Raw genomic sequence first — 17,496 nt, 5'->3', positions numbered from 1 at the left:
AGACCGAGGGCTTGACCTCTCTTTCTACATGGTGATTGATGACTTAATTCTCTGCAGTCTTCAGCGTTTTTTACCCTTATTTTTTTGGGGTCTCTAGAAAGACGCAGTTGCACCAATCCGCTTCCATCCTGAACTCGGTTGTTAAACGCCCAGGTTGCAGATAGACAATATTTCAATCCTTCCAACTACTTTTAAATAAAACCTCCTGACGCAGTGACAAGAAAAGTCAAAAGCTGGATAAAATTAATGACATAGCCCTCAAACCTCTCTGAGAGAAGAGGAGCTGATTGCGTCTAATTTTCATCAATTCCCCAATAGTTGCATGGCCAAGCTCCCTCCGCTTCGCTCCGCCCACGATTGGCTGTATCATCCAATCCAAAAGCTACTATGACGTTGTTGCGCTCGCATCGCATCAGTAAGGCGACCGATGTATTTCTGAATTCCCATAAGCTTGAGCTTGTGTCTTTGTAAAATCCTACAACTCTAGCAATCCTAAATGATTTTCTCTGTGTAAGTATATTGACGTATTTTGGGGAAATCAAATTTATGTTCCTTAGTAAAAAACTCAAACAAAAATTTGACAATCTTAAAAGACCTACATAAATACCAATACTTTCTTAAAAAGTTTTTAGCTTGTAACCAAATATCTTCAACGGGATTCTGTTGGGGAGGATTGGGAGCAAATAAAATACAAGTAATTGACCAATCATCAGGTTTTTTGTCACCATTGAGTGTCTAATAAAAAGTCTCTAAATTCTCCATATTTATGATAACTAGCTCCATCCCAAATCAAGATAATCTTGCGATTTTTATATTTCTTCTGTAAGTGTTTTATGAATTTAACTGTTGATTTTCCATCACCTGATGGATGGCTCTGAACATGGAATTCTTTGCTTTGATAATTGAGTGCGCCAAAATAAGTTTGTCTATCTTTTTCATTGGTAATTGGGACTTCAATTCTGATTTTAGATTGACCCCAAACATAACCAGTTAGATCACCATGAAGTAGATGACATTCATCTAAAAACAATACTATTATTTCCCCCGATTCTATACCAGCCTTGTTTTTAAATAAAATATCGTTAATTTCTTCTGTCTTTTTTTTTACCAGTTCTTTATCAAATTTAGGATTGGTTTTTTGAGTTTTTTTCCAACTAATTTTTGCCCGGTTGAAAAGTTCATAGTAACTCTGTTTTGATTTATATATCACACCAAATTCTTGATCTAAATAAGTAACTAGCTCATCTAAATTACAATTTTCTTTATTCTTTAACCACTCGCTCACTTCAGTATTTTGTCGAGCTGTTAAATAGCCTTTTGACCCTTTATGTCCTAGTTTGATTCCGGCGATGCCTTGGGTTGTAAATTGTTTTTTCCAATCACCAATAAAAAAATTACTTACACCTAAAATATTGCTGATTTCATGGTAGATATTACCTGAGAGCGCCATCCTTACAGCTATTGCTCGTTTTAGTTCTCTTGCATCGATATTACTTTTAATGAAAAATTCTAATTGGGCTATTTCTTTTTCCATATCTTTTTGTGAAAGTTGTAAGTTATTCATTTTTTTGTCATAATTAAGTATTGCATATAATTGTACCATAATCATGATAATGATTTAGGATTGCTATATAAGCTAAAGCTATTAAGAATATTAAAGTTTTATATTAAAGTTTTTAGGCGGTCGTCACAAGGGTAACTTTTTTGAAGATTATAGCAGACTGTTTGACAGTCCTTAAACATTGCTTCGATACGACTGCGACATTTAAACGCTGTTACAGCTAGTTTCAATTTGCCGATATTGGTGAGTAAATACCAGCCTTCATCTTCGCCACTATTTCAATATTTTCGTTGCCTATAACCAGCGACATCAAAACATCCCAATACTTGCTGCTGATTTTAACTCCGGTCAAATAAAAGCTCGTACCTGGTACTAAACCACACTCACTTAACCGCTTAAATTCCTCTCCTTCTTCTTGAATATAGCGTCCCTGTTTTACTCTCAAAACAAACCTTATGTTCTTTTCACACAGCCCACTTGCAAGCTTAACGCTCGGAAATTCAGGCGTCTCCTAAAAGGACAATTTTATAAATTTTTAGCAGACCAAGAATGGGGCAGATTAAGCTTTGTTGTTCTCGGAGGTTGCTACACCCACAGCAAAGGCAATATCTGCCAGTACAATGGTAAAGCTCTCTTGTCCCCAATCAGGCTAATCATCAACAGATTTTTATCTGGTCACTGCGTTTTATCAATCGCGACCTTCAACTCTTGTTTATTTTTAAATTGAGTTCTCCAGATATATTTAAGCAGAAGAAACCAAAGCTTTTCAATCTTGAGGATAGGTACCTTAAGAAATCGTTGAATAGAACGTCGGCGGCTCTCAAACATGATAGGGGATGGCATCAATTTCGCCAATAACTCAATACTCACTTGTTTATGGGTTGGGAGCAGAAAAACTAAAATAGTCAGAGTCAAGTATTCAGCGTTTTTGAGCTGCTGTTGGAAACAAATTTGGTCTGATTGAGGTAACATTTTTAAATGATGGGGCTTCTTGACAAGACTCACCCCATCTTTTTTTTCCAAAAATCGGTCATAATCCCGTCCTCTGTATTGGTTGATATATTTTACCATAAGCTCAGGAGAGCCAGAAACGTTATATATTTCTGCGTCTCGAACTTATATAAAAAAATAAAATTAATAGTGTAGGTTTTGTTTCTCAACCTAACCTACACTATTAATAATTTGTGTAAGGGGAATGTTTATTCCTAACTCTCATTATTCACGACACGGAAGTTACGGAAATACGGATAACTGTTGTTTTCCTGAGTCCTTCTTCTTCCTTGCTTCTTCCTCTTTCTTTCAACGTCCCAATTCCTCGTTACTAATTCCCAAATGACTCGCTTAGCCACCACAATAGAAGCCATACTTTACCTAAAAGGTCAGCCAGTGTCGATCGCAGAAATTGCCGAGATTGCCAAGTGCGATCGAGCCGAAGCCGAAGACGCCATCATCGAACTCATGTCTGACTCGTCCCACCGCGACAGTGCATTAGAAGTCGTCGAAACCCCCACGGGATACAGCCTGCAACTCAGAGAAGAGTTTGCCAGTTTAATGCAAACTTTAATACCTCCAGAATTAGGTGTGGGAGCTTTGCGGACGCTGGCTGCGATCGCCCTCAAAGGCGGCATCGCTCAGCCAGATTTAGTTAACTTGCGAGGTTCAGGAGCTTACCAACAAGTGCAGGAACTTGTAGAAATGGGTTTCGTCCGCAAACGGCGGCCGGCTGAGGGGCGGTCGTATTGGTTACAAGTTACCGAGAAATTTCATAGGTACTTTCAAGTAGACCAACTCCCAAAACAATTGCAAATTGACTTTCAGGCAAATTTGTACCCAAGCAATGACGAGTAGTTTGAAGTAGAATGTAACCAGCCAGAAATTAAGAATCGCCAAATGGTTTTTCACCCTGACTTTGACACATCCAATGCTCAACAAACCGCAGTCAATCCACTGCTGAAGTACCTCCAACACCAATCCCCGGAGGTTCTAGCCCGCGTCGCCAAGTCCGTCAGCCCCGACATCAGAGAAATTATCTCTCATAACGTTCAAGGACTGGTCGGCGTTTTGCCTTCAGAAAATTTTAACGTCGAAATTACCACTGACCGCGAAAACTTAGCAGGTTTGCTAGCTTCAGCGATGATGACAGGCTATTTTTTGAGGCAAATGGAGCAGAGGATGCACCTAGAAGAAAATTTAGCAAGCACCAGCTCGATTCAACCAAACTCGCCCAAAGACAAGTAAAAAGATCAACGGGTTGGGGAAGCCCGAAAGATGAAAGTTGTTCAGAAAAATCCATAATCCTGAATCATGGAGGCACAGGGAATTAAGAAACCGGGCTGTTAACCGGGTATCCCTCGCCCTACACCAAGGATTTTGGTGAAAAAACCCGGTTGCTACGTCCAGGACTATAAAGCATCAGATTTATCTTTCATCCTCCACCGTTTGCAACTAATAGGCTTTTCCCAAAAGAAAGCAACTGTAGGTAAGCTCCAAATCCTTATCCCCTAAGTCATTCCCAATTCTGTAATCGAAAATCTCAAATGGTATTACCCACCGGCGGAGCTACCCGATAGGGGAAAAGCACCCGGACGTACTTTTATATTCTGAACTTGACCCACACGGTTAATTTCCAGTTCGAGTTCTTTGCCCACAGCAGTGTTTTCCACCCGTTCTTGCACGTCACCGGGAGTGTTAACCGCAATTCCGTCAACTTTTAGAATGACATCTCCGGGGCGCAAGTCGGCTTTTTGAGCGGGGGAATTTTCCACGACTCGCGCCACGGCTACGCCTTGATCGAGGGTAATTTTATTATTATCGAGCTGTTTGTTGAGTTCTGCCTTGGTGGCGGCAGTTAAGCTGACCATTTGAATGCCGAGATAGGGATGTTCGGCTTTACCTTTGGCGAATAACTGATCGGAAACTCGTTTGGCGGTTTCGATCGGAATTGCAAATCCCAAGCCCTGAGCGTCGGCGCGGATAGCGGTATTGATGCCAATTACTTCGCCTTGGTCATTGAGCAGGGGGCCACCAGAATTGCCGGGGTTGATGGCGGCGTCGGTTTGGATAAAGCGAACTCGCTTGTCTGGGATGCCAACTTGGGAACTCGATCGACCCGTAGCGCTGATAATGCCCACAGTCACGGTATTGTCGAGACCTAAAGGATTGCCGATCGCGATCGCCCACTGTCCCGGTACAATATTGTCCGATCGACCCAAAGCCACCTGCGGCAGTTCCTTAGCATTAATCTTAACCACAGCGACATCCGTCAGCGGATCTACTCCCTGCACCTTACCCTCAAACTCGCGGCCGTCTTTGAGCGTCACCTTGACAGTATCCGTCCCCGAGACAACGTGAGCATTAGTAACGATGCGGCCGTCAGAAGTGAGAATAAACCCGGAACCCGTACCTCTCTTGGTTCGTTCTTCCGGCTGCGGCAAATTTTCCCCAAAAAACCGACGAAACAAAGGATTTTTGAATGCTTCGGGTACTTGATTCGCCACCTTACTTGATGCGTCAATCCGCACTACAGCCGGGCCGACTTTTTCGGCTGCTTCAGCAATAAAATTGGGGTTGCTGCGATCGACCGCCCGATTTTCCAGAACAGGAGGAGAGGGATAGGGGGGGATTTGCTGGCGTACTACTGGCAAAACCAATCCGGTTTCCAGATTGTTTGAGCCTTGCAGATAGCGATTTCCCAACCATCCCATACCTCCGCCGATTGAGAGCAAAGTCACATAAAGGGTCGTTTGCTTAAAAGATAAACTCATTTAATAACTCCCGCTAGATACCTCATCCCCGCAGACACGTTCGGAATCAACAAGCGTTTTTGTCTTGGTGACGGGAAGGAAGCGGGGCGGGGCGTACCGCTTCCTCAAGAACATAGCTGTTAACTGGCTGGCGCTGACGGGCATCACAGGCAATTTTGCCGGATTTGCCAAGAGCGACTCAAACTAATAATTCTCATCCTAACTTGGCTTAGGCTGGGATTTACAGTCTGGGGGATGGCTAGAGGTTGTAAATATCAAGCTTCACAGGATTTTAAAATTGTCAACTGTCCCAAATGAATACTTTTTTCTGTAGATAATGAGGTTTAAACGCTTATTTCCGGTGATTTCTGCACTAATTTGGTCGATCGCACCCGTTGGGAAAACGGCGGCAAATACCGAGATCCCACCTGCAAATCTTCCTTCAGGTATACCTGTAGAAAACCCTGACCCTGCCCGCGATTGCCCGAGTCCGGCTAGGTCTCGGTTGCGCCGCCATACTGTGGCCCAGGGCGAAACCATAGAAAGCATCGCGCGGCAGTACAATGTGATTCCTGCGGCGCTGATCGGGATAAATCCGACGTTGCGGGGCGGTGGAGTATCTGCTGGAAGTGCGATCGTCATTCCTCCGTACAGTGGCATCGAGGTAGAAGTGCCTGCGGGCTGGAATTGGCAAAAACTGGCAGAAGCTTACAAAGTGCCCGCAGATTTGCTATTTGAGGCGAATGGGTGCAGGCCTTTGGGGAAAACGGTGTTTGTGCCTGCGGTGAATAGGTCGATCGGGCCTTCTATCAATCCCGATGCAACGCCATCGGTGCAAGGATTTCCGCTGCCCGCCCCTGCAGTGGAAGCTTTGCGTTACGGGCGGCAATTGCATCCGGCGCGGCGCGAATTTTTTTTCCACAGCGGCGTAGATTTTTTGGCGTCGGAGGGTACGCAGGTTTTGGCGGCGGGCGAGGGGACTGTCGCCTTTGCCGGGCCGCAGGGGGATTACGGGAATTTAGTGGTGGTGAACCATCAAGCGGGGAAGCAAACGCGCTACGCTCATTTGAAAGATATTGCGGTAAAAGTCGGTCAAAAAGTGCAGTCTGGAGAAGTTTTGGGAACTGTCGGGATGACAGGAAAACGGGACATTCCGCCATCTCATTTGCATTTTGAAGTTCGCTACAATTCGGGTTTGGGTTGGGTTGCTGAAGACCCGCTACTTTATTTGCAAGTTACTGTTAAAAAATAGGATTTTTAGTGTTATTAAGGGGTGACAACCCTCCCCAAATCCAGACGGGGTAAGGATTGAGCTGTGTGGTGGTAAAGAAAGATAGGCAGCAGAATTGTTACACGCTTGCCTATCCCAAAAAATATGTTACCAACATTTGACCAGACTTATTTACAAAAACAAATGATGGAAAACCCGTTGATTTTACTCACAATGTTTTTGAACCTGATAGAATTTCAGAAACAAGTAACGATCTCACTAATCTGGTTCCTATTAATCACTTATTGGTTAACAACTTATTGCCCGATCGCACATTTCTCTCAAATTCGATCGCCCCAATCAACAAAAAAACCCGATCGCACATTTCTCTCAAATTCGATCGCCCGATCAACAAAAAACCCGATCGCCCATCCACAAAAAACCCGGCGGTTGAAACCGCTGCTACACAAACAAAACCCGACGAAAGCGGGTTGAAGATTTCACCCGATGATTTTCAATCTCCAAATACCCTCTTCGTCCGCGTAGGCGGACATCGTTTGTGTAGACGCGGTTTCCAACCCCCGGAATTTCAACCGCCGAGGATTTCAAATTAGATCGCCCGAATCGACCCAAAAATCCGATTATCGCCCGCCGCTAACTCCCTCCAATCGCAGGAAATGCACCCTGCCCGACGCATCGCCCGCTACAACTGTCACTCCATCAGGCGCAAAAGCACAGCAATCAAACGCAGCTTCTCCGCTGAAACTAGCAACCTCTTTACCTGTGAGCAAATCCCAGATTTTCAGGGTTCTATCCTCGGATGCGGAAATCGCTGTTTTACCGTCACGTGCGATCGCCACTGCATATACCCAGTGACTATGACCCGTGAGAGTTTTCAGTTCAGAGCCTGTCTCGGTGTCCCAGATTTTCAGGGTATTATCATGGGAAGCGGAAATCGCTGTTTTACCGTCTGGTGCGATCGCCACTGCATTTACCGAGGAACTATGACCCGTGAGAGTTTTGAGTTCAGAGCCTGTCTCGGTGTCCCAGATTTTCAGGGTTTTATCCACTGAAGCGGAAATCGCTGTTTTACCGTCTGGTGCGATCGCCACTCCTCTTACCAAGCTAGTATGACGGGTGAGGGTTCTAACTTCCGTACCTGTCTCGGTGTCCCAGATTTTCAGGGTCTTATCCCGTGAAGCGGAAATCGCTGTTTTGCCGTTTGGTGCGATCGCCACTCCTCTTACCGCCCTAGTATGACCCGTGAGGGTTAATAGTTCGGTGCCTGTCTCGGTGTCCCAGATTTTCAGGGTATTATCCTCGGATGCGGAAATCGCGGTTTTGCCGTCTGGTGCGATCGCCACTGCACTTACCCCGTAACTATGACCGGTGAGGGTTAATAGTTCGGTGCCTGTCTCGGTGTCCCAGATTTTCAGGGTATTATCCTCGGATGCGGAAATCGCTGTTTTACCGTCTGGTGAGATCGCCACTGCTGTTACCCGGTCACTATGACCCGTGAGAGTTTTCAGTTCAGAGCCTGTCTCGGTATCCCAGATTTTCAGGGTTGTATCCCCGGAAGCGGAAATCGCTGTTTTTCCGTCTGGTGCGATCGCCACTGCATTTACCCGCCAACTATGACCCGTGAGAGTTTTCAGTTCCCGGCCTGTCTCGGTGTCCCAGATTTTCAGGGTTTTCTCCTCGGATGCGATCGCGGTTTTGCCGTCTGGTGCGATCGCTACTGCTCTTACCGAGTTAGTATGACCGGTGAGTGTTCTAAGTTCGGTGCCTGTCTCCGTGTCCCAGATTTTCAGGGTGTTATCCTTTGAAGCAGAAATCGCTGTTTTTCCGTCTGGTGCGATCGCCACTGCTAGTACCGCCCTAGTATGACCCGTGAGGCTTAATAGTTCGGTACCTGTCTCGGTGTCCCAGATTTTCAGGGTGTTATCCTTTGAAGCAGAAATCGCTGTTTTTCCGTCTGGTGCGATCGCCACAGCAATTACCGAGCTAGTATGACCCGTGAGGGTTAATAGTTCTGTGCCTGTCTCCGTGTCCCAGATTTTCAGGGTGTTATCGTCTGAATCCGAAATCGCTGTTTTTCCGTCTGGTGCGATCGCGAGTGCATATACCGAGTTAGTATGACCCGTGAGGGTTAATAGTTCTGTGCCTGTCTCCGTGTCCCAGATTTTCAGAGTGTTATCGTCTGAAGCCGAAATCGCTGTTTTTCCGTCTGGTGCGATCGCCACAGCATTTACCGAGCTAGTATGACCCGTGAGGGTTAATAGTTCTGTGCCTGTCTCCGTGTCCCAGATTTTCAGGGTGTTATCCCATGAAGCCGAAATCGCTGTTTTACCGTCTGGTGCGATCGCCACTGCCCATACCGACTCAGTATGACCGGTGAGTGTTCGCAAACATCCTTCTCCTGGCCGCTCTAAATTAGCCCTCAAAGGCCGCAGCCAAAGACTATCTTTCCACTGCTTGGCTTGTTCCAGCATCCCCTCAATTTCAGGCATTTCAAAATCTAGCAACCTCCCCAACAATTGCCCAGCCAGTTGCGTTTTATCCCTTTCCAAAATGGGTGCCGACTTGCGAATAGCCCCTTGAATCAACTTCAGCGTTCCCGCTTGCCCCTCCGACAACAACACATCAGAAATTCTCGCCAGATCGTAATCCTCAATTAACGCTTGAGCCCCCACCGCATCCAACTTCGCCTCAATAAAATCAAAATCCGTCAACAACTGATGCAGCCGTTCCCCTTGAACACTCTCCGCCAAATGCCCCGGCAGAGTTTCCAAAGCATAAAGCCGCTTTTCCGGCGACATTTTCCCCAACCGTTGTTTAAACTTACTCATCGCCGTACAAATCCTCCCACAAATTATCAGAAATTGCCGTTTCAATATCCCGCAGCGAAACCCCAGCTCTCTGCACCACATCTTTGCGATTGAGAAATCTTTGGAAACTCGCGTGATAGATACTGTAATCGGGAGGACTATCACCGCTACGGCGCAGAAACTGTTCCCAATCATCGAGAACTTCCTGCACATCCAAGGCATCTTCGTCAGCCAAATCCGCCAAAATATCGCAGGAAACCGGCTTACGAGTTTTGGTCAAAAAATAAATCAGCTTCAACTTCCGGCGGCGCAATTCCCTATCTCTAACCGCCATTTCCATCCGCGCCCAATGCTTCTCATAATATCCTTCTAACTCCCTCGGCAAATCTTGCAAAGCCACATCGCTGTACTTGCCGCTATCGATATCATTCAGCACATGGCGCAGGTACATAAAATTATTCTGGCTTTTTTCCGCCACCGCCGCCACAAACTGTTCTCGCTGCAAATTTTGACGGTTAATCCAATTCTGAATTGATGCGCTGTTGCTGGTGCGTTTGTCAATATAAAGCTTGACATCCGCCAAACTTTCTGCACTGTACTGCATCAAATCAAAAACCTGATGATTTGGCAAAGGCAGAGTTTCCGGCCGCTTCGACACAATAAAATAAACATTATCCGGCAAAGCATCAGGCAAATAGAGGACATTGCTGCCACGCCCCTGATCGCTCATATCGACTTCATCGAGGGCATCCACAACAACAACTAACTTTTTTCCGCCCAATTTAGGACTGACTTCCCCCAATAACCGACTGAGAAAATTGCCATCTGTAGTCGCATTTTCTGGCAATTTTGGGTAATCCAGTTTAAAGGCTTGAATTAACTGAGTGCAGGCATTTTCAAGAAATTGCTTTGCCTTAACAGTGCCTTGAGATTGCGAGTTAAAATGGACAACACAGCGCCGCTTCATCAGCAGCACTAACTTCGCCATAATTGAACTTTTCCCGACACCCGGCTCTGCTTTTAAAACAAAATAGCCTTTGGGATTTTTCTGCAAGAATTCGATAATTGCTTCAAACACAAATCTTCGGTCAGTAAAGTCTTGAGTCCGGTCTTGAATAATCGTTTCGCACTCGTAGGGAAGCGGCAATCTGGGCGCGGAAGTATCAACAAATCGTTCGAGTGATGTTTTAATTTGCGCCAAATCGTCGCGGATGCCAATTTCTATGGCTGACAATTTCCCCATCACTTGACAAATCTGCTGCCCAGTTGCCACGGCCTCCAACTTTTGCAGAATTTCCCCATTTTGCAGCCCCAAATCTCTCAGTTCTGCCAAAGCAATTTGGTGCAGATTCAACAGCATCGTCGCAAACTTTTCTCCTCCCTTCGCCGCATCCAGTTTCAGCACTTCGCGGTAGGCTTTCGGGAAACTTGCGTACAGTTTGTCCGCGACGAATTCCACAATTTCCGCATCGAAGGATTTGCCCTCGCTGGCGGCGAATTCGTTGAGGAAAGTTGCCCAATCTGCCGTTGTCAATCCGGTAACTCGATCGAACTCCTCGGCATCGGCAGAAAAAATCTTGGTTAACTGGTCTTCTGAAATATTTAAACCCCTTGACAAATCGGCTGTATTCGTGTTAATATCCAGCCAGTATTCAGGAGTTTTCTCGGCTAATTGACAGAGTGCTGTTTCTGGATAAGGCAAATTTTTGGTTTCGGCGATCGCAATTAGGCGATCGGACTTCGCAACCTCTCTCAAAATATAGCCGATCGCCTCACCCGCCGCCTTAATCAAATCGTGATTATCGAGAATCTTCGCATTTTTGCTCAACCGTTCCGTCATCCGATTTCCGAGGTCATTAGCCGCGATATTCCCCGCTATACCACCAGCAATCGCCGCCAAAATCGAAACTCCCCCAACTGCGATCGGGCCGCCGATAATACCCGCTGCTGCTTGAGTTCCCGGATTGGCGATCGCATTTGAAATAACTTGTCCAATAGCCATCACCGCACTGCATCCAATTACCCTAGTTTTAAAATTAGCTAAGTCCATTAGCGGCATAAAATAAATATTCCTCTTTTAAATAGTTGGTAGTAATTATATCTTGCCGGCTGCCGTTTAGTCCGTCGCTGCGAAATTTTCAAGTGGATTTAGAGATTGTCGAACGCGACTAACCCTAGGATATAAAGTAAAATATAATTAATTATCTCGAAGTTCTTTTTCTTGCAAAATTTGGGTAGCCCAAACCCGATCTTCTTCCGATAGAGACGGTACGGGTTCTCGATTATAGTCGATCCGATAATCATAGCCAGCGCGATCGTAAATACCTGCAAATATTTCTGGTAAATTAACAATAGGTTCTACATCTTCCTCACGCAAGGGAAGCGGAAATATAGGTAAAGAATCGCGGAGATTAAAAGCATAAAGTTCGGCAAACGGACGGCGATTACTGGGACTGACTAAAATTCGATAATCGCTTTGAATAGAATTATTAAGAATGGGCATAGATTCCCATTTTCGTAGTAAATCGATTTCGACTAAATTGGTTAAGCTACCTAAAATACTCTGGCGTTTTTTGAGATAAGTAATTCTTCCTTCTCCACTACGTTTGTTGACAGGAGAAAGAATTTCAATGGCGGTGACAACTTGTTTCGTTGCCATTTCTCGCACTTCCAAGTAAGTCTGTTTAATTTTTTCAGGAGCAGGCACTTTAACGGTAGTCGGAAGTGTTATACTTACAGTGGCAACTGAACCTGTAGGAATATTCGGGTTATTAGATTGACGCTTAATCGCGACATCGGGGATACCTACTAAAAGGGAGTCGCTGTTAGTGTCATTTGGATCGGTAATTTCATAGATGCGTTTGTCGATTGCAACCTCATATTTAGGGCGAATTTGAGGCATGATGGTATCAGCGATCGCGATAATCAATCTATTGTGAGTTTCCTGCCAGAAATCGGGGTGTTCTAAGTAGGGGTCCATTCCAGGAAAAGGTGAAGGCATAGGACTGTTCTCCGATGTATTGACTTTCAAATCATTTTAGCATTTTTAATTTTGTAGGGTGCGTCGCTGCGAGATTTTCGAGTGTCCCTACAAGAGTGACGCACCCTACGTTATCTAGAACAATGTCGTAAATATCAACTACAAAACAGCAGCAACACTGGCCATCAACAACCCTTGAAACAATTTCACCCCATCAGTTTCGCCCAACATCGGATCGGATGCCCGTTCAGGATGCGGCATCATTCCTAATACATTGCCTTGGCGGTTGCAAATACCGGCAATATTATTTAACGAACCGTTGGGATTGCCAGCATCGCTAATTTTGCCCGCCGGAGTACAGTAGCGAAACAGGACTTGCTTGTGCTCTTCTAACTCGGCTAAAGTATCCGCATCAGCATAATAGTTTCCTTCGCCGTGGGCGATCGGCAAATCGATGATTTCACCCGTAGTATAAGCGGCAGTCCAACGAGTATTACCGCGCTCGACTTTCAAAGAAGCGCGATCGCAAATAAAATTCAATCCCGCATTCCGCACCAGAGCACCGGGTAACAAACCAGCTTCAGTCAACACCTGAAAACCGTTGCAGATACCTAATACAAGCTTTCCTTTTTTCGCGTGTTCCGCAGTAGCCCGCATCGCCGGAGAAAAACGGGCGATCGCGCCGCACCGCAAATAATCTCCGTAACTGAAACCGCCGGGAATTACAATGATATCGATATCCGAAATATCGGTATCTTCGTGCCAAATCATGCGAGTTGGTTGGTGGAGTAACCCTTGAGTCACCCACACCACATCGCGATCGCAATTTGAGCCTGGAAAAACAATAACTCCAAATTTCATAAGCTGAAGGAAGAAGGAAGAAGGAAGTTCGGCAACGGATTATGTAACGGATGTAACGGATGTCAGGAAGAAGGAAGAGGTGTCAACATAAGACTAAAATATTATGTTTTTCTCCCTTGTATCGAAGTCTCGATCCCCCTAAATCCCCCTTAAGAAGGGGGACTTTGAGTGTTCCGAGTTCCCGCGTGTTTAATAGAGACTGTGAACACTCTTGTCCCCCCCTTATTAAGGGGGGTTAGGGGGGATCTCCGGGTTTAAAAAGACCCTAGGGACGATCGCATTTATGCCGCCGCTGTCTCCACAGCAACAGGAATTTCAGTCAAATCAAAGCGATAATTTTCAATCACTGGATTGGCCAAAAGTTGGTCGCAAACGCGATCGAGTTGTTCGCGGGCCTCCGACTCACCAGCAGCAGTCAGCGTCAATTCAACGTATTTCCCAATACGCACGCGCTCAACATTGTCGTATCCCATGTGTTGCAAGCCAGACTGTACGGCAGTGCCGGCGGGATCTAAAACAGAAGGGCGGAGGGTAACATAGATTTGGGCAAGATATTTCTGAGTCACGGGAATGTTGCGGTAGGTGATGTGAAAGTTAGCCCCATTGTATTCTACAACCGAGCTGCGCGCCGATCGCCATTTGGTTCGCCCAAGTAAGATAGCCTAGAAATAGGGACAGATGTGATTCCAGCAGATTCGAGAAAAAAATTATGAGAACCAACCACACCCGCAGTCAGGAGCGTATTTTACACTTGCTCAAGCACTTGAATCGATCGCTCTCAGCGCAAGATATCTACTTAGAACTGCGTAACAGCGACCACAGCATGGGCCTAGCAACCGTTTACCGCTCCCTCGACGGTTTAAAGCGAGAGGGGTTCGTTCACGTCAGAACTCTCGCTAGTGGCGAGTCTCTATACGGTGCCGCCCACCAAGACCAACACCACCTAACTTGTCTGGAATGCGGCACCTCCATTACGATCGACGAATGTCCCGTCCACCACTTAGAAAGCCAACTACAACAATCTCATTCTTTCAAGATTTATTATCACACTTTGGAGTTTTTCGGATTGTGCGATCGATGTACTTTGGCTCAAGAATCTTAGAGAAGTTATTAGTCATGAGTGATCTCAATTCCGGTTGCACTCAGAAATGATAGTTGACTGTTGACTCGGTGTCGAACCGCGCAGGCGGGTTTTGTTTGTGTAGCAACAGATTTCAACCTGTCGTTTTATTAACTCGCTCAAGGATGCAAAAACTCTAAATGGTCTCCTGGAATCGATCGCAATTTTGCAGCCGAGCCTTGCAGTTTCAATCGGCCGCGTTCTAACATGATAATCCAATCGGCGCGATCGATCACTCGCGGCCTGTGACTGATAAAAATCGTCGTTTTCCCGTGTCGGTACATCAACAATTGTTCTAAAACGTCCGCTTCGCTTGCGGGGTCAAGCCCTGCGGTAGATTCGTCTAGAATCAATACGGGTGGGTTGTTGAGAATGGCGCGGGCGATCGCCAATCTCTGTCTTTGTCCGCCAGAAATATTCGCTCCAAACTCCCCTAAAACAGTTTGATATTTATCAGGCAATTGGCTGATAAATTCATCCGCGCCCGCAATTTTGCAGACTTTCACAATCTGTTCAAAGCTGATATCTGGACTGCCCAAACGAAAATTTTCGAGAATCGAACGGCTCCAAAAATGCGCTTCTTGAGGAACCAATACTACCTGCTGTCTGAGACTGTCGAGAGACAAATCCTGCAAGTTGTAGCCGCCAATTCTAATATTACCAGATTGCAGCGGGTACAGACCAGCAATTACTTTTGCTAGCGTACTTTTTCCGCAGCCGGAGTGACCGATTAAAGCAATTGCTTGACCGCCGGGAAACGTAACGGAAAAATTTTCCAGCAAGTCAAGTCTGCCGGGGTAGTGAAAATTAACACCCTTGCAAACAATACCGTCGCGGTCTTGAATAGTTACAAAAGGTTTATTCGTATCGTCTTTAGTTTCCGGTTCAGCATCGATAACTTCCGACAGCCGTTGAGTAGCTGTCTGCACGCGAGTCATTTCATCAGTAAATCCTACTAGCGAATTCACCCAAGTAGTAACGTTTTGATTCATACTAATAAACGCTAGCAACTGACCTATACTCAATACCTTGTCAATCACCAAACCGCTACCAATCCACAGCAGAGTAATGCTGCCAGCAGAGGCAACAAAACCAGAAAATATATTGTTGAGAATGCCAATTTGTGTAGTGCGGAAAGTGAGCTTTGCTAAGCGACCAAAGCGGGTTTGAAATTCTTCCCAAAGTTGCTGACCGCTGGTAGTAGTTTTGACCGTCAGCGCGCCTTTAAAAGTTTCTACTAAAACGCCTTGAGTTTCTGCTTCCAGCACAAATAAACTGCGCGTTTTTTGCTGCAATACGGGCAGAAATACCACTGTAGAGGCAGTCATTAACAGAGCTATAGCTGTAGCTGCTAACGTCAGTTCCTTGCTGTAAAATAACATAAAAATAAAAGAAACTACAGCTATAAAAAATTGACTTGGCAAGCTGATAGCGACCTGAGAAACTAATTTATTTATTTCTTGGATATCTTGTAATCTACTGACGATTTCGCCACTGCGTCTGGTTTCGTAAAAGCTCAAAGGCAATCGCAGGAATTTGCGCGCAAATTCCATCACCAATCCCAATTCTAAACGCTGGGAAAACTGAGCAATTAAGTTCGACTCTACCAATCCTAAACTGCTGCTAAAAAGGTTCATAACTATAACTGCGATCGCCACACTCGCCAGGAGTTGTCTGTCGCCCCGCACCAGGATGTCGTCAGTGAGCAGTTGAACGAGAAAAGGCGAAGAAATCGACAGCAAACCCAACACCACATTCAGCAAAAATGCTTCCATTAAAATCGGGCGATAAATCCCAATCCGGCGCATCCATTTTTGTAAGGAATTGGCGGGCGGTTGGCCCTCTGCGGCCGCAAAAAACCGCTCAGCATCGGGTTCTACTAGCAAGCACAGCCAATCTGTCCAACCTGCAGCTAATTCTTCTTTGGAAACATAGCGCATACCGACGGCCGGATCGCCGATCGCATATTTGTCGCCCTGCTTTCCGTACAAAACAACCCAGTGATAACCGCTCCAGTGAATAATTGCCGGTAAAGGCGCTTCCTCAATTTGGTCTAAAATAGCAGCCGCGGCTCGCACGGATCGAGCATTAAAGCCGATCGCCTCAGCACCTTGTTTCAAGCCCAGCAGAGTCGTCCCTTTTTGGCCGGTGCCGGCACATTCTCGCAAGCGGCTAATAGTAAAATTTTGTCCGTAAAATTTCGCGATCGAAGCCAAACAAGCCGCCCCGCAATCTTCTTCGCTCTGCTGGAGAACAACCTGATATTTCTTAAACCTGTTAACTTGTCCGAATAATGGCATTTTGCCGATCAAAGGGATGTTCTTTAACATTTTGCAAAATGAATAATGGTAGAGCATAAAGAAGATTACTCATCACCAACTACCCAATCAGCAAAAAGCACCCATAAAGTTATGGGTGCTTTCTCGATTCCACAGTTATAGATCTGAATTGACTAGCACTAAACTTTAGTAGTAGGCGTAGCGGACTACTCTTCTGTATGAACCGTCGCAATTCCGGCGGTACACGACCCAACTGCGCCGCTGCCGGTGACAATTGTCTCGATTGACATAATAGTGACCGCCGTTGACGCTAGCTGATTCTTCAGGGGTGAGTTCAGCAAACAGTGAATTGTCCTTTGTTTCTTTCATGATTAGACTCCGTTTAACTTAATAAAATTGAAGGGAAACTAGAAATATTATTTAATTTCTAGATTCTCGTGTAAATACTGAGTAATACTTCTTGTAGTCCTGTACGACATCCGGAATACTACGGATAAATTTTCAAAATTTACTTTATCGCACAACTTGACTCAGCTATCTAAACCACTAGGGTTGGGTAAGGGCGATCGCGGCTCGGATCGTACAGATAAAGCTGGCTAGGCTGCGGCAGGAAAAACAGCATAGTAAGACCCTCGCGGCTGCTGTTATCCGTCTCGCTGTTGCTTTTAGCACCGCTAACACCGCTGGTAATATTGCCACCGTTGACAGTAGCAGATTCTCCATCGGTTACTTCGATGAAGAGTGAATTTTGTGGATTTTCTGACATAAATAACTCCTATTAATACCTATGTACTTACTTACTACCTACGCATACAGTAAAAACCCGGTAACAGCGCCAAAAGTTATGGCAAAAATCCCATATTTTCCTGGCTGTAGCCCGCTGGCTTCACTCGTCTTGATATTTGGCGAAGTTT

Annotated in this window: 17 protein-coding genes; 5 read left to right on the top strand and 12 right to left on the bottom strand. The window is 45.5% G+C overall.

Going from position 1 to position 17,496, the window contains the following annotated elements:
• Positions 1-721: 721 nt before the first annotated feature.
• The 3 genes from QUA77_RS21970 to QUA77_RS21960 form a co-directional block, all read right to left on the bottom strand.
• Positions 722-1,564, bottom strand: a complete 843-nt coding sequence (locus QUA77_RS21970; protein ID WP_333042864.1) for an IS630 family transposase — start codon at positions 1,562-1,564, stop codon at positions 722-724.
• Between the two features lie 223 nt (positions 1,565-1,787).
• On the bottom strand, positions 1,788-2,006 hold the full coding sequence (locus tag QUA77_RS21965) for a hypothetical protein (RefSeq protein WP_333042866.1): 219 nt from the start codon (positions 2,004-2,006) through the stop codon (positions 1,788-1,790).
• Positions 2,007-2,236: 230 nt separating this feature from the next.
• Positions 2,237-2,632, bottom strand: a complete 396-nt coding sequence (locus QUA77_RS21960; RefSeq protein ID WP_333042867.1) for a hypothetical protein — start codon at positions 2,630-2,632, stop codon at positions 2,237-2,239.
• A gap of 261 nt (positions 2,633-2,893) precedes the next feature.
• On the opposite strand from QUA77_RS21960, the gene scpB reads away from it, so the two are divergent.
• Positions 2,894-3,409 (top strand): SMC-Scp complex subunit ScpB, encoded by a 516-nt coding sequence (gene scpB / locus QUA77_RS21955; protein ID WP_006635908.1) that lies wholly within the window; start codon positions 2,894-2,896, stop codon positions 3,407-3,409.
• A gap of 42 nt (positions 3,410-3,451) precedes the next feature.
• Positions 3,452-3,799 (top strand): DUF760 domain-containing protein, encoded by a 348-nt coding sequence (locus tag QUA77_RS21950; RefSeq protein ID WP_006635907.1) that lies wholly within the window; start codon positions 3,452-3,454, stop codon positions 3,797-3,799.
• A gap of 305 nt (positions 3,800-4,104) precedes the next feature.
• On the opposite strand, the gene QUA77_RS21945 is transcribed toward QUA77_RS21950, so the two are convergent.
• Positions 4,105-5,325 carry an HhoA/HhoB/HtrA family serine endopeptidase gene (locus tag QUA77_RS21945; protein ID WP_333452487.1) on the bottom strand — a complete coding sequence of 407 codons (1,221 nt, stop codon included), beginning with the start codon at positions 5,323-5,325 and terminating at the stop codon, positions 4,105-4,107.
• Positions 5,326-5,641: 316 nt separating this feature from the next.
• On the opposite strand from QUA77_RS21945, the gene QUA77_RS21940 reads away from it, so the two are divergent.
• Positions 5,642-6,556 (top strand): M23 family metallopeptidase, encoded by a 915-nt coding sequence (locus tag QUA77_RS21940; RefSeq protein WP_333452485.1) that lies wholly within the window; start codon positions 5,642-5,644, stop codon positions 6,554-6,556.
• Between the two features lie 263 nt (positions 6,557-6,819).
• Complete coding sequence (locus QUA77_RS21935; protein WP_333452483.1) at positions 6,820-7,128, top strand: hypothetical protein; 309 nt, start codon at positions 6,820-6,822, stop codon at positions 7,126-7,128.
• Positions 7,129-7,155: 27 nt separating this feature from the next.
• On the opposite strand, the gene QUA77_RS21930 is transcribed toward QUA77_RS21935, so the two are convergent.
• The 5 genes from QUA77_RS21930 to purS form a co-directional block, all read right to left on the bottom strand.
• Positions 7,156-9,363: a hypothetical protein gene (locus QUA77_RS21930; RefSeq protein ID WP_333452482.1), complete on the bottom strand. Its 2,208-nt coding sequence runs from the start codon at positions 9,361-9,363 to the stop codon at positions 7,156-7,158.
• Positions 9,356-11,401 (bottom strand): ATP-binding protein, encoded by a 2,046-nt coding sequence (locus tag QUA77_RS21925; RefSeq protein WP_333452480.1) that lies wholly within the window; start codon positions 11,399-11,401, stop codon positions 9,356-9,358. The genes QUA77_RS21930 and QUA77_RS21925 overlap by 8 nt, the downstream gene beginning before the upstream one ends.
• A gap of 138 nt (positions 11,402-11,539) precedes the next feature.
• Positions 11,540-12,343 (bottom strand): DUF4058 family protein, encoded by an 804-nt coding sequence (locus tag QUA77_RS21920; RefSeq protein ID WP_333452478.1) that lies wholly within the window; start codon positions 12,341-12,343, stop codon positions 11,540-11,542.
• Positions 12,344-12,481: 138 nt separating this feature from the next.
• Positions 12,482-13,183 carry a phosphoribosylformylglycinamidine synthase subunit PurQ gene (gene purQ, locus QUA77_RS21915; protein WP_333067849.1) on the bottom strand — a complete coding sequence of 234 codons (702 nt, stop codon included), beginning with the start codon at positions 13,181-13,183 and terminating at the stop codon, positions 12,482-12,484.
• Positions 13,184-13,464: 281 nt separating this feature from the next.
• On the bottom strand, positions 13,465-13,749 hold the full coding sequence (gene purS / locus QUA77_RS21910) for a phosphoribosylformylglycinamidine synthase subunit PurS (protein ID WP_333042010.1): 285 nt from the start codon (positions 13,747-13,749) through the stop codon (positions 13,465-13,467).
• Between the two features lie 143 nt (positions 13,750-13,892).
• Between purS and QUA77_RS21905 the strand changes: the two genes are divergently transcribed.
• Entirely contained in the window at positions 13,893-14,285 is a 393-nt protein-coding gene (locus QUA77_RS21905) for a Fur family transcriptional regulator (protein ID WP_333048558.1), read from the top strand.
• Between the two features lie 137 nt (positions 14,286-14,422).
• Here the strand turns inward: QUA77_RS21905 and QUA77_RS21900 are convergent, their stop codons facing one another.
• The 3 genes from QUA77_RS21900 to QUA77_RS21890 all read right to left on the bottom strand — a co-directional run bounded on the left by QUA77_RS21900 (position 14,423) and on the right by QUA77_RS21890 (position 17,348).
• Positions 14,423-16,633 carry a peptidase domain-containing ABC transporter gene (locus tag QUA77_RS21900; protein ID WP_333452476.1) on the bottom strand — a complete coding sequence of 737 codons (2,211 nt, stop codon included), beginning with the start codon at positions 16,631-16,633 and terminating at the stop codon, positions 14,423-14,425.
• A 135-nt stretch (positions 16,634-16,768) separates the two neighbouring features.
• Complete coding sequence (locus tag QUA77_RS21895; protein WP_333042006.1) at positions 16,769-16,951, bottom strand: hypothetical protein; 183 nt, start codon at positions 16,949-16,951, stop codon at positions 16,769-16,771.
• A gap of 169 nt (positions 16,952-17,120) precedes the next feature.
• A complete protein-coding gene (locus QUA77_RS21890) occupies positions 17,121-17,348 on the bottom strand; it encodes a secretion protein HlyD (RefSeq protein WP_333042005.1) in 228 nt (75 codons plus the stop codon).
• Positions 17,349-17,496: the final 148 nt, after the last annotated feature.

It is taken from the genome of Microcoleus sp. K5-D4, assembly GCF_036704575.1.
In the GTDB taxonomy this organism is placed as follows: Bacteria; Cyanobacteriota; Cyanobacteriia; order Cyanobacteriales; family Microcoleaceae; genus Microcoleus.
The sequence above is the reverse complement of the archived record's forward strand: the minus strand, read 5'-3'. Positions and strand labels throughout refer to the sequence as shown.

Bases quoted from the DNA above. Each gene is read 5' to 3' on its own strand.
- QUA77_RS21970 (WP_333042864.1), bottom strand. From the start codon at position 1,564: ATGAATAACTTACAACTTTCACAAAAAGATATGGAAAAAGAAATAGCC.
- QUA77_RS21960 (WP_333042867.1), bottom strand. From the start codon at position 2,632: ATGGTAAAATATATCAACCAATACAGAGGACGGGATTATGACCGATTT.
- scpB (WP_006635908.1), top strand. From the start codon at position 2,894: ATGACTCGCTTAGCCACCACAATAGAAGCCATACTTTACCTAAAAGGT.
- QUA77_RS21950 (WP_006635907.1), top strand. From the start codon at position 3,452: ATGGTTTTTCACCCTGACTTTGACACATCCAATGCTCAACAAACCGCA.
- QUA77_RS21945 (WP_333452487.1), bottom strand. From the start codon at position 5,325: ATGAGTTTATCTTTTAAGCAAACGACCCTTTATGTGACTTTGCTCTCA.
- QUA77_RS21940 (WP_333452485.1), top strand. From the start codon at position 5,642: ATGAGGTTTAAACGCTTATTTCCGGTGATTTCTGCACTAATTTGGTCG.
- QUA77_RS21930 (WP_333452482.1), bottom strand. From the start codon at position 9,363: ATGAGTAAGTTTAAACAACGGTTGGGGAAAATGTCGCCGGAAAAGCGG.
- QUA77_RS21925 (WP_333452480.1), bottom strand. From the start codon at position 11,401: ATGCCGCTAATGGACTTAGCTAATTTTAAAACTAGGGTAATTGGATGC.
- QUA77_RS21920 (WP_333452478.1), bottom strand. From the start codon at position 12,343: ATGCCTTCACCTTTTCCTGGAATGGACCCCTACTTAGAACACCCCGAT.
- purQ (WP_333067849.1), bottom strand. From the start codon at position 13,183: ATGAAATTTGGAGTTATTGTTTTTCCAGGCTCAAATTGCGATCGCGAT.
- QUA77_RS21905 (WP_333048558.1), top strand. From the start codon at position 13,893: ATGAGAACCAACCACACCCGCAGTCAGGAGCGTATTTTACACTTGCTC.
- QUA77_RS21900 (WP_333452476.1), bottom strand. From the start codon at position 16,633: ATGTTAAAGAACATCCCTTTGATCGGCAAAATGCCATTATTCGGACAA.
- QUA77_RS21895 (WP_333042006.1), bottom strand. From the start codon at position 16,951: ATGAAAGAAACAAAGGACAATTCACTGTTTGCTGAACTCACCCCTGAA.
- QUA77_RS21890 (WP_333042005.1), bottom strand. From the start codon at position 17,348: ATGTCAGAAAATCCACAAAATTCACTCTTCATCGAAGTAACCGATGGA.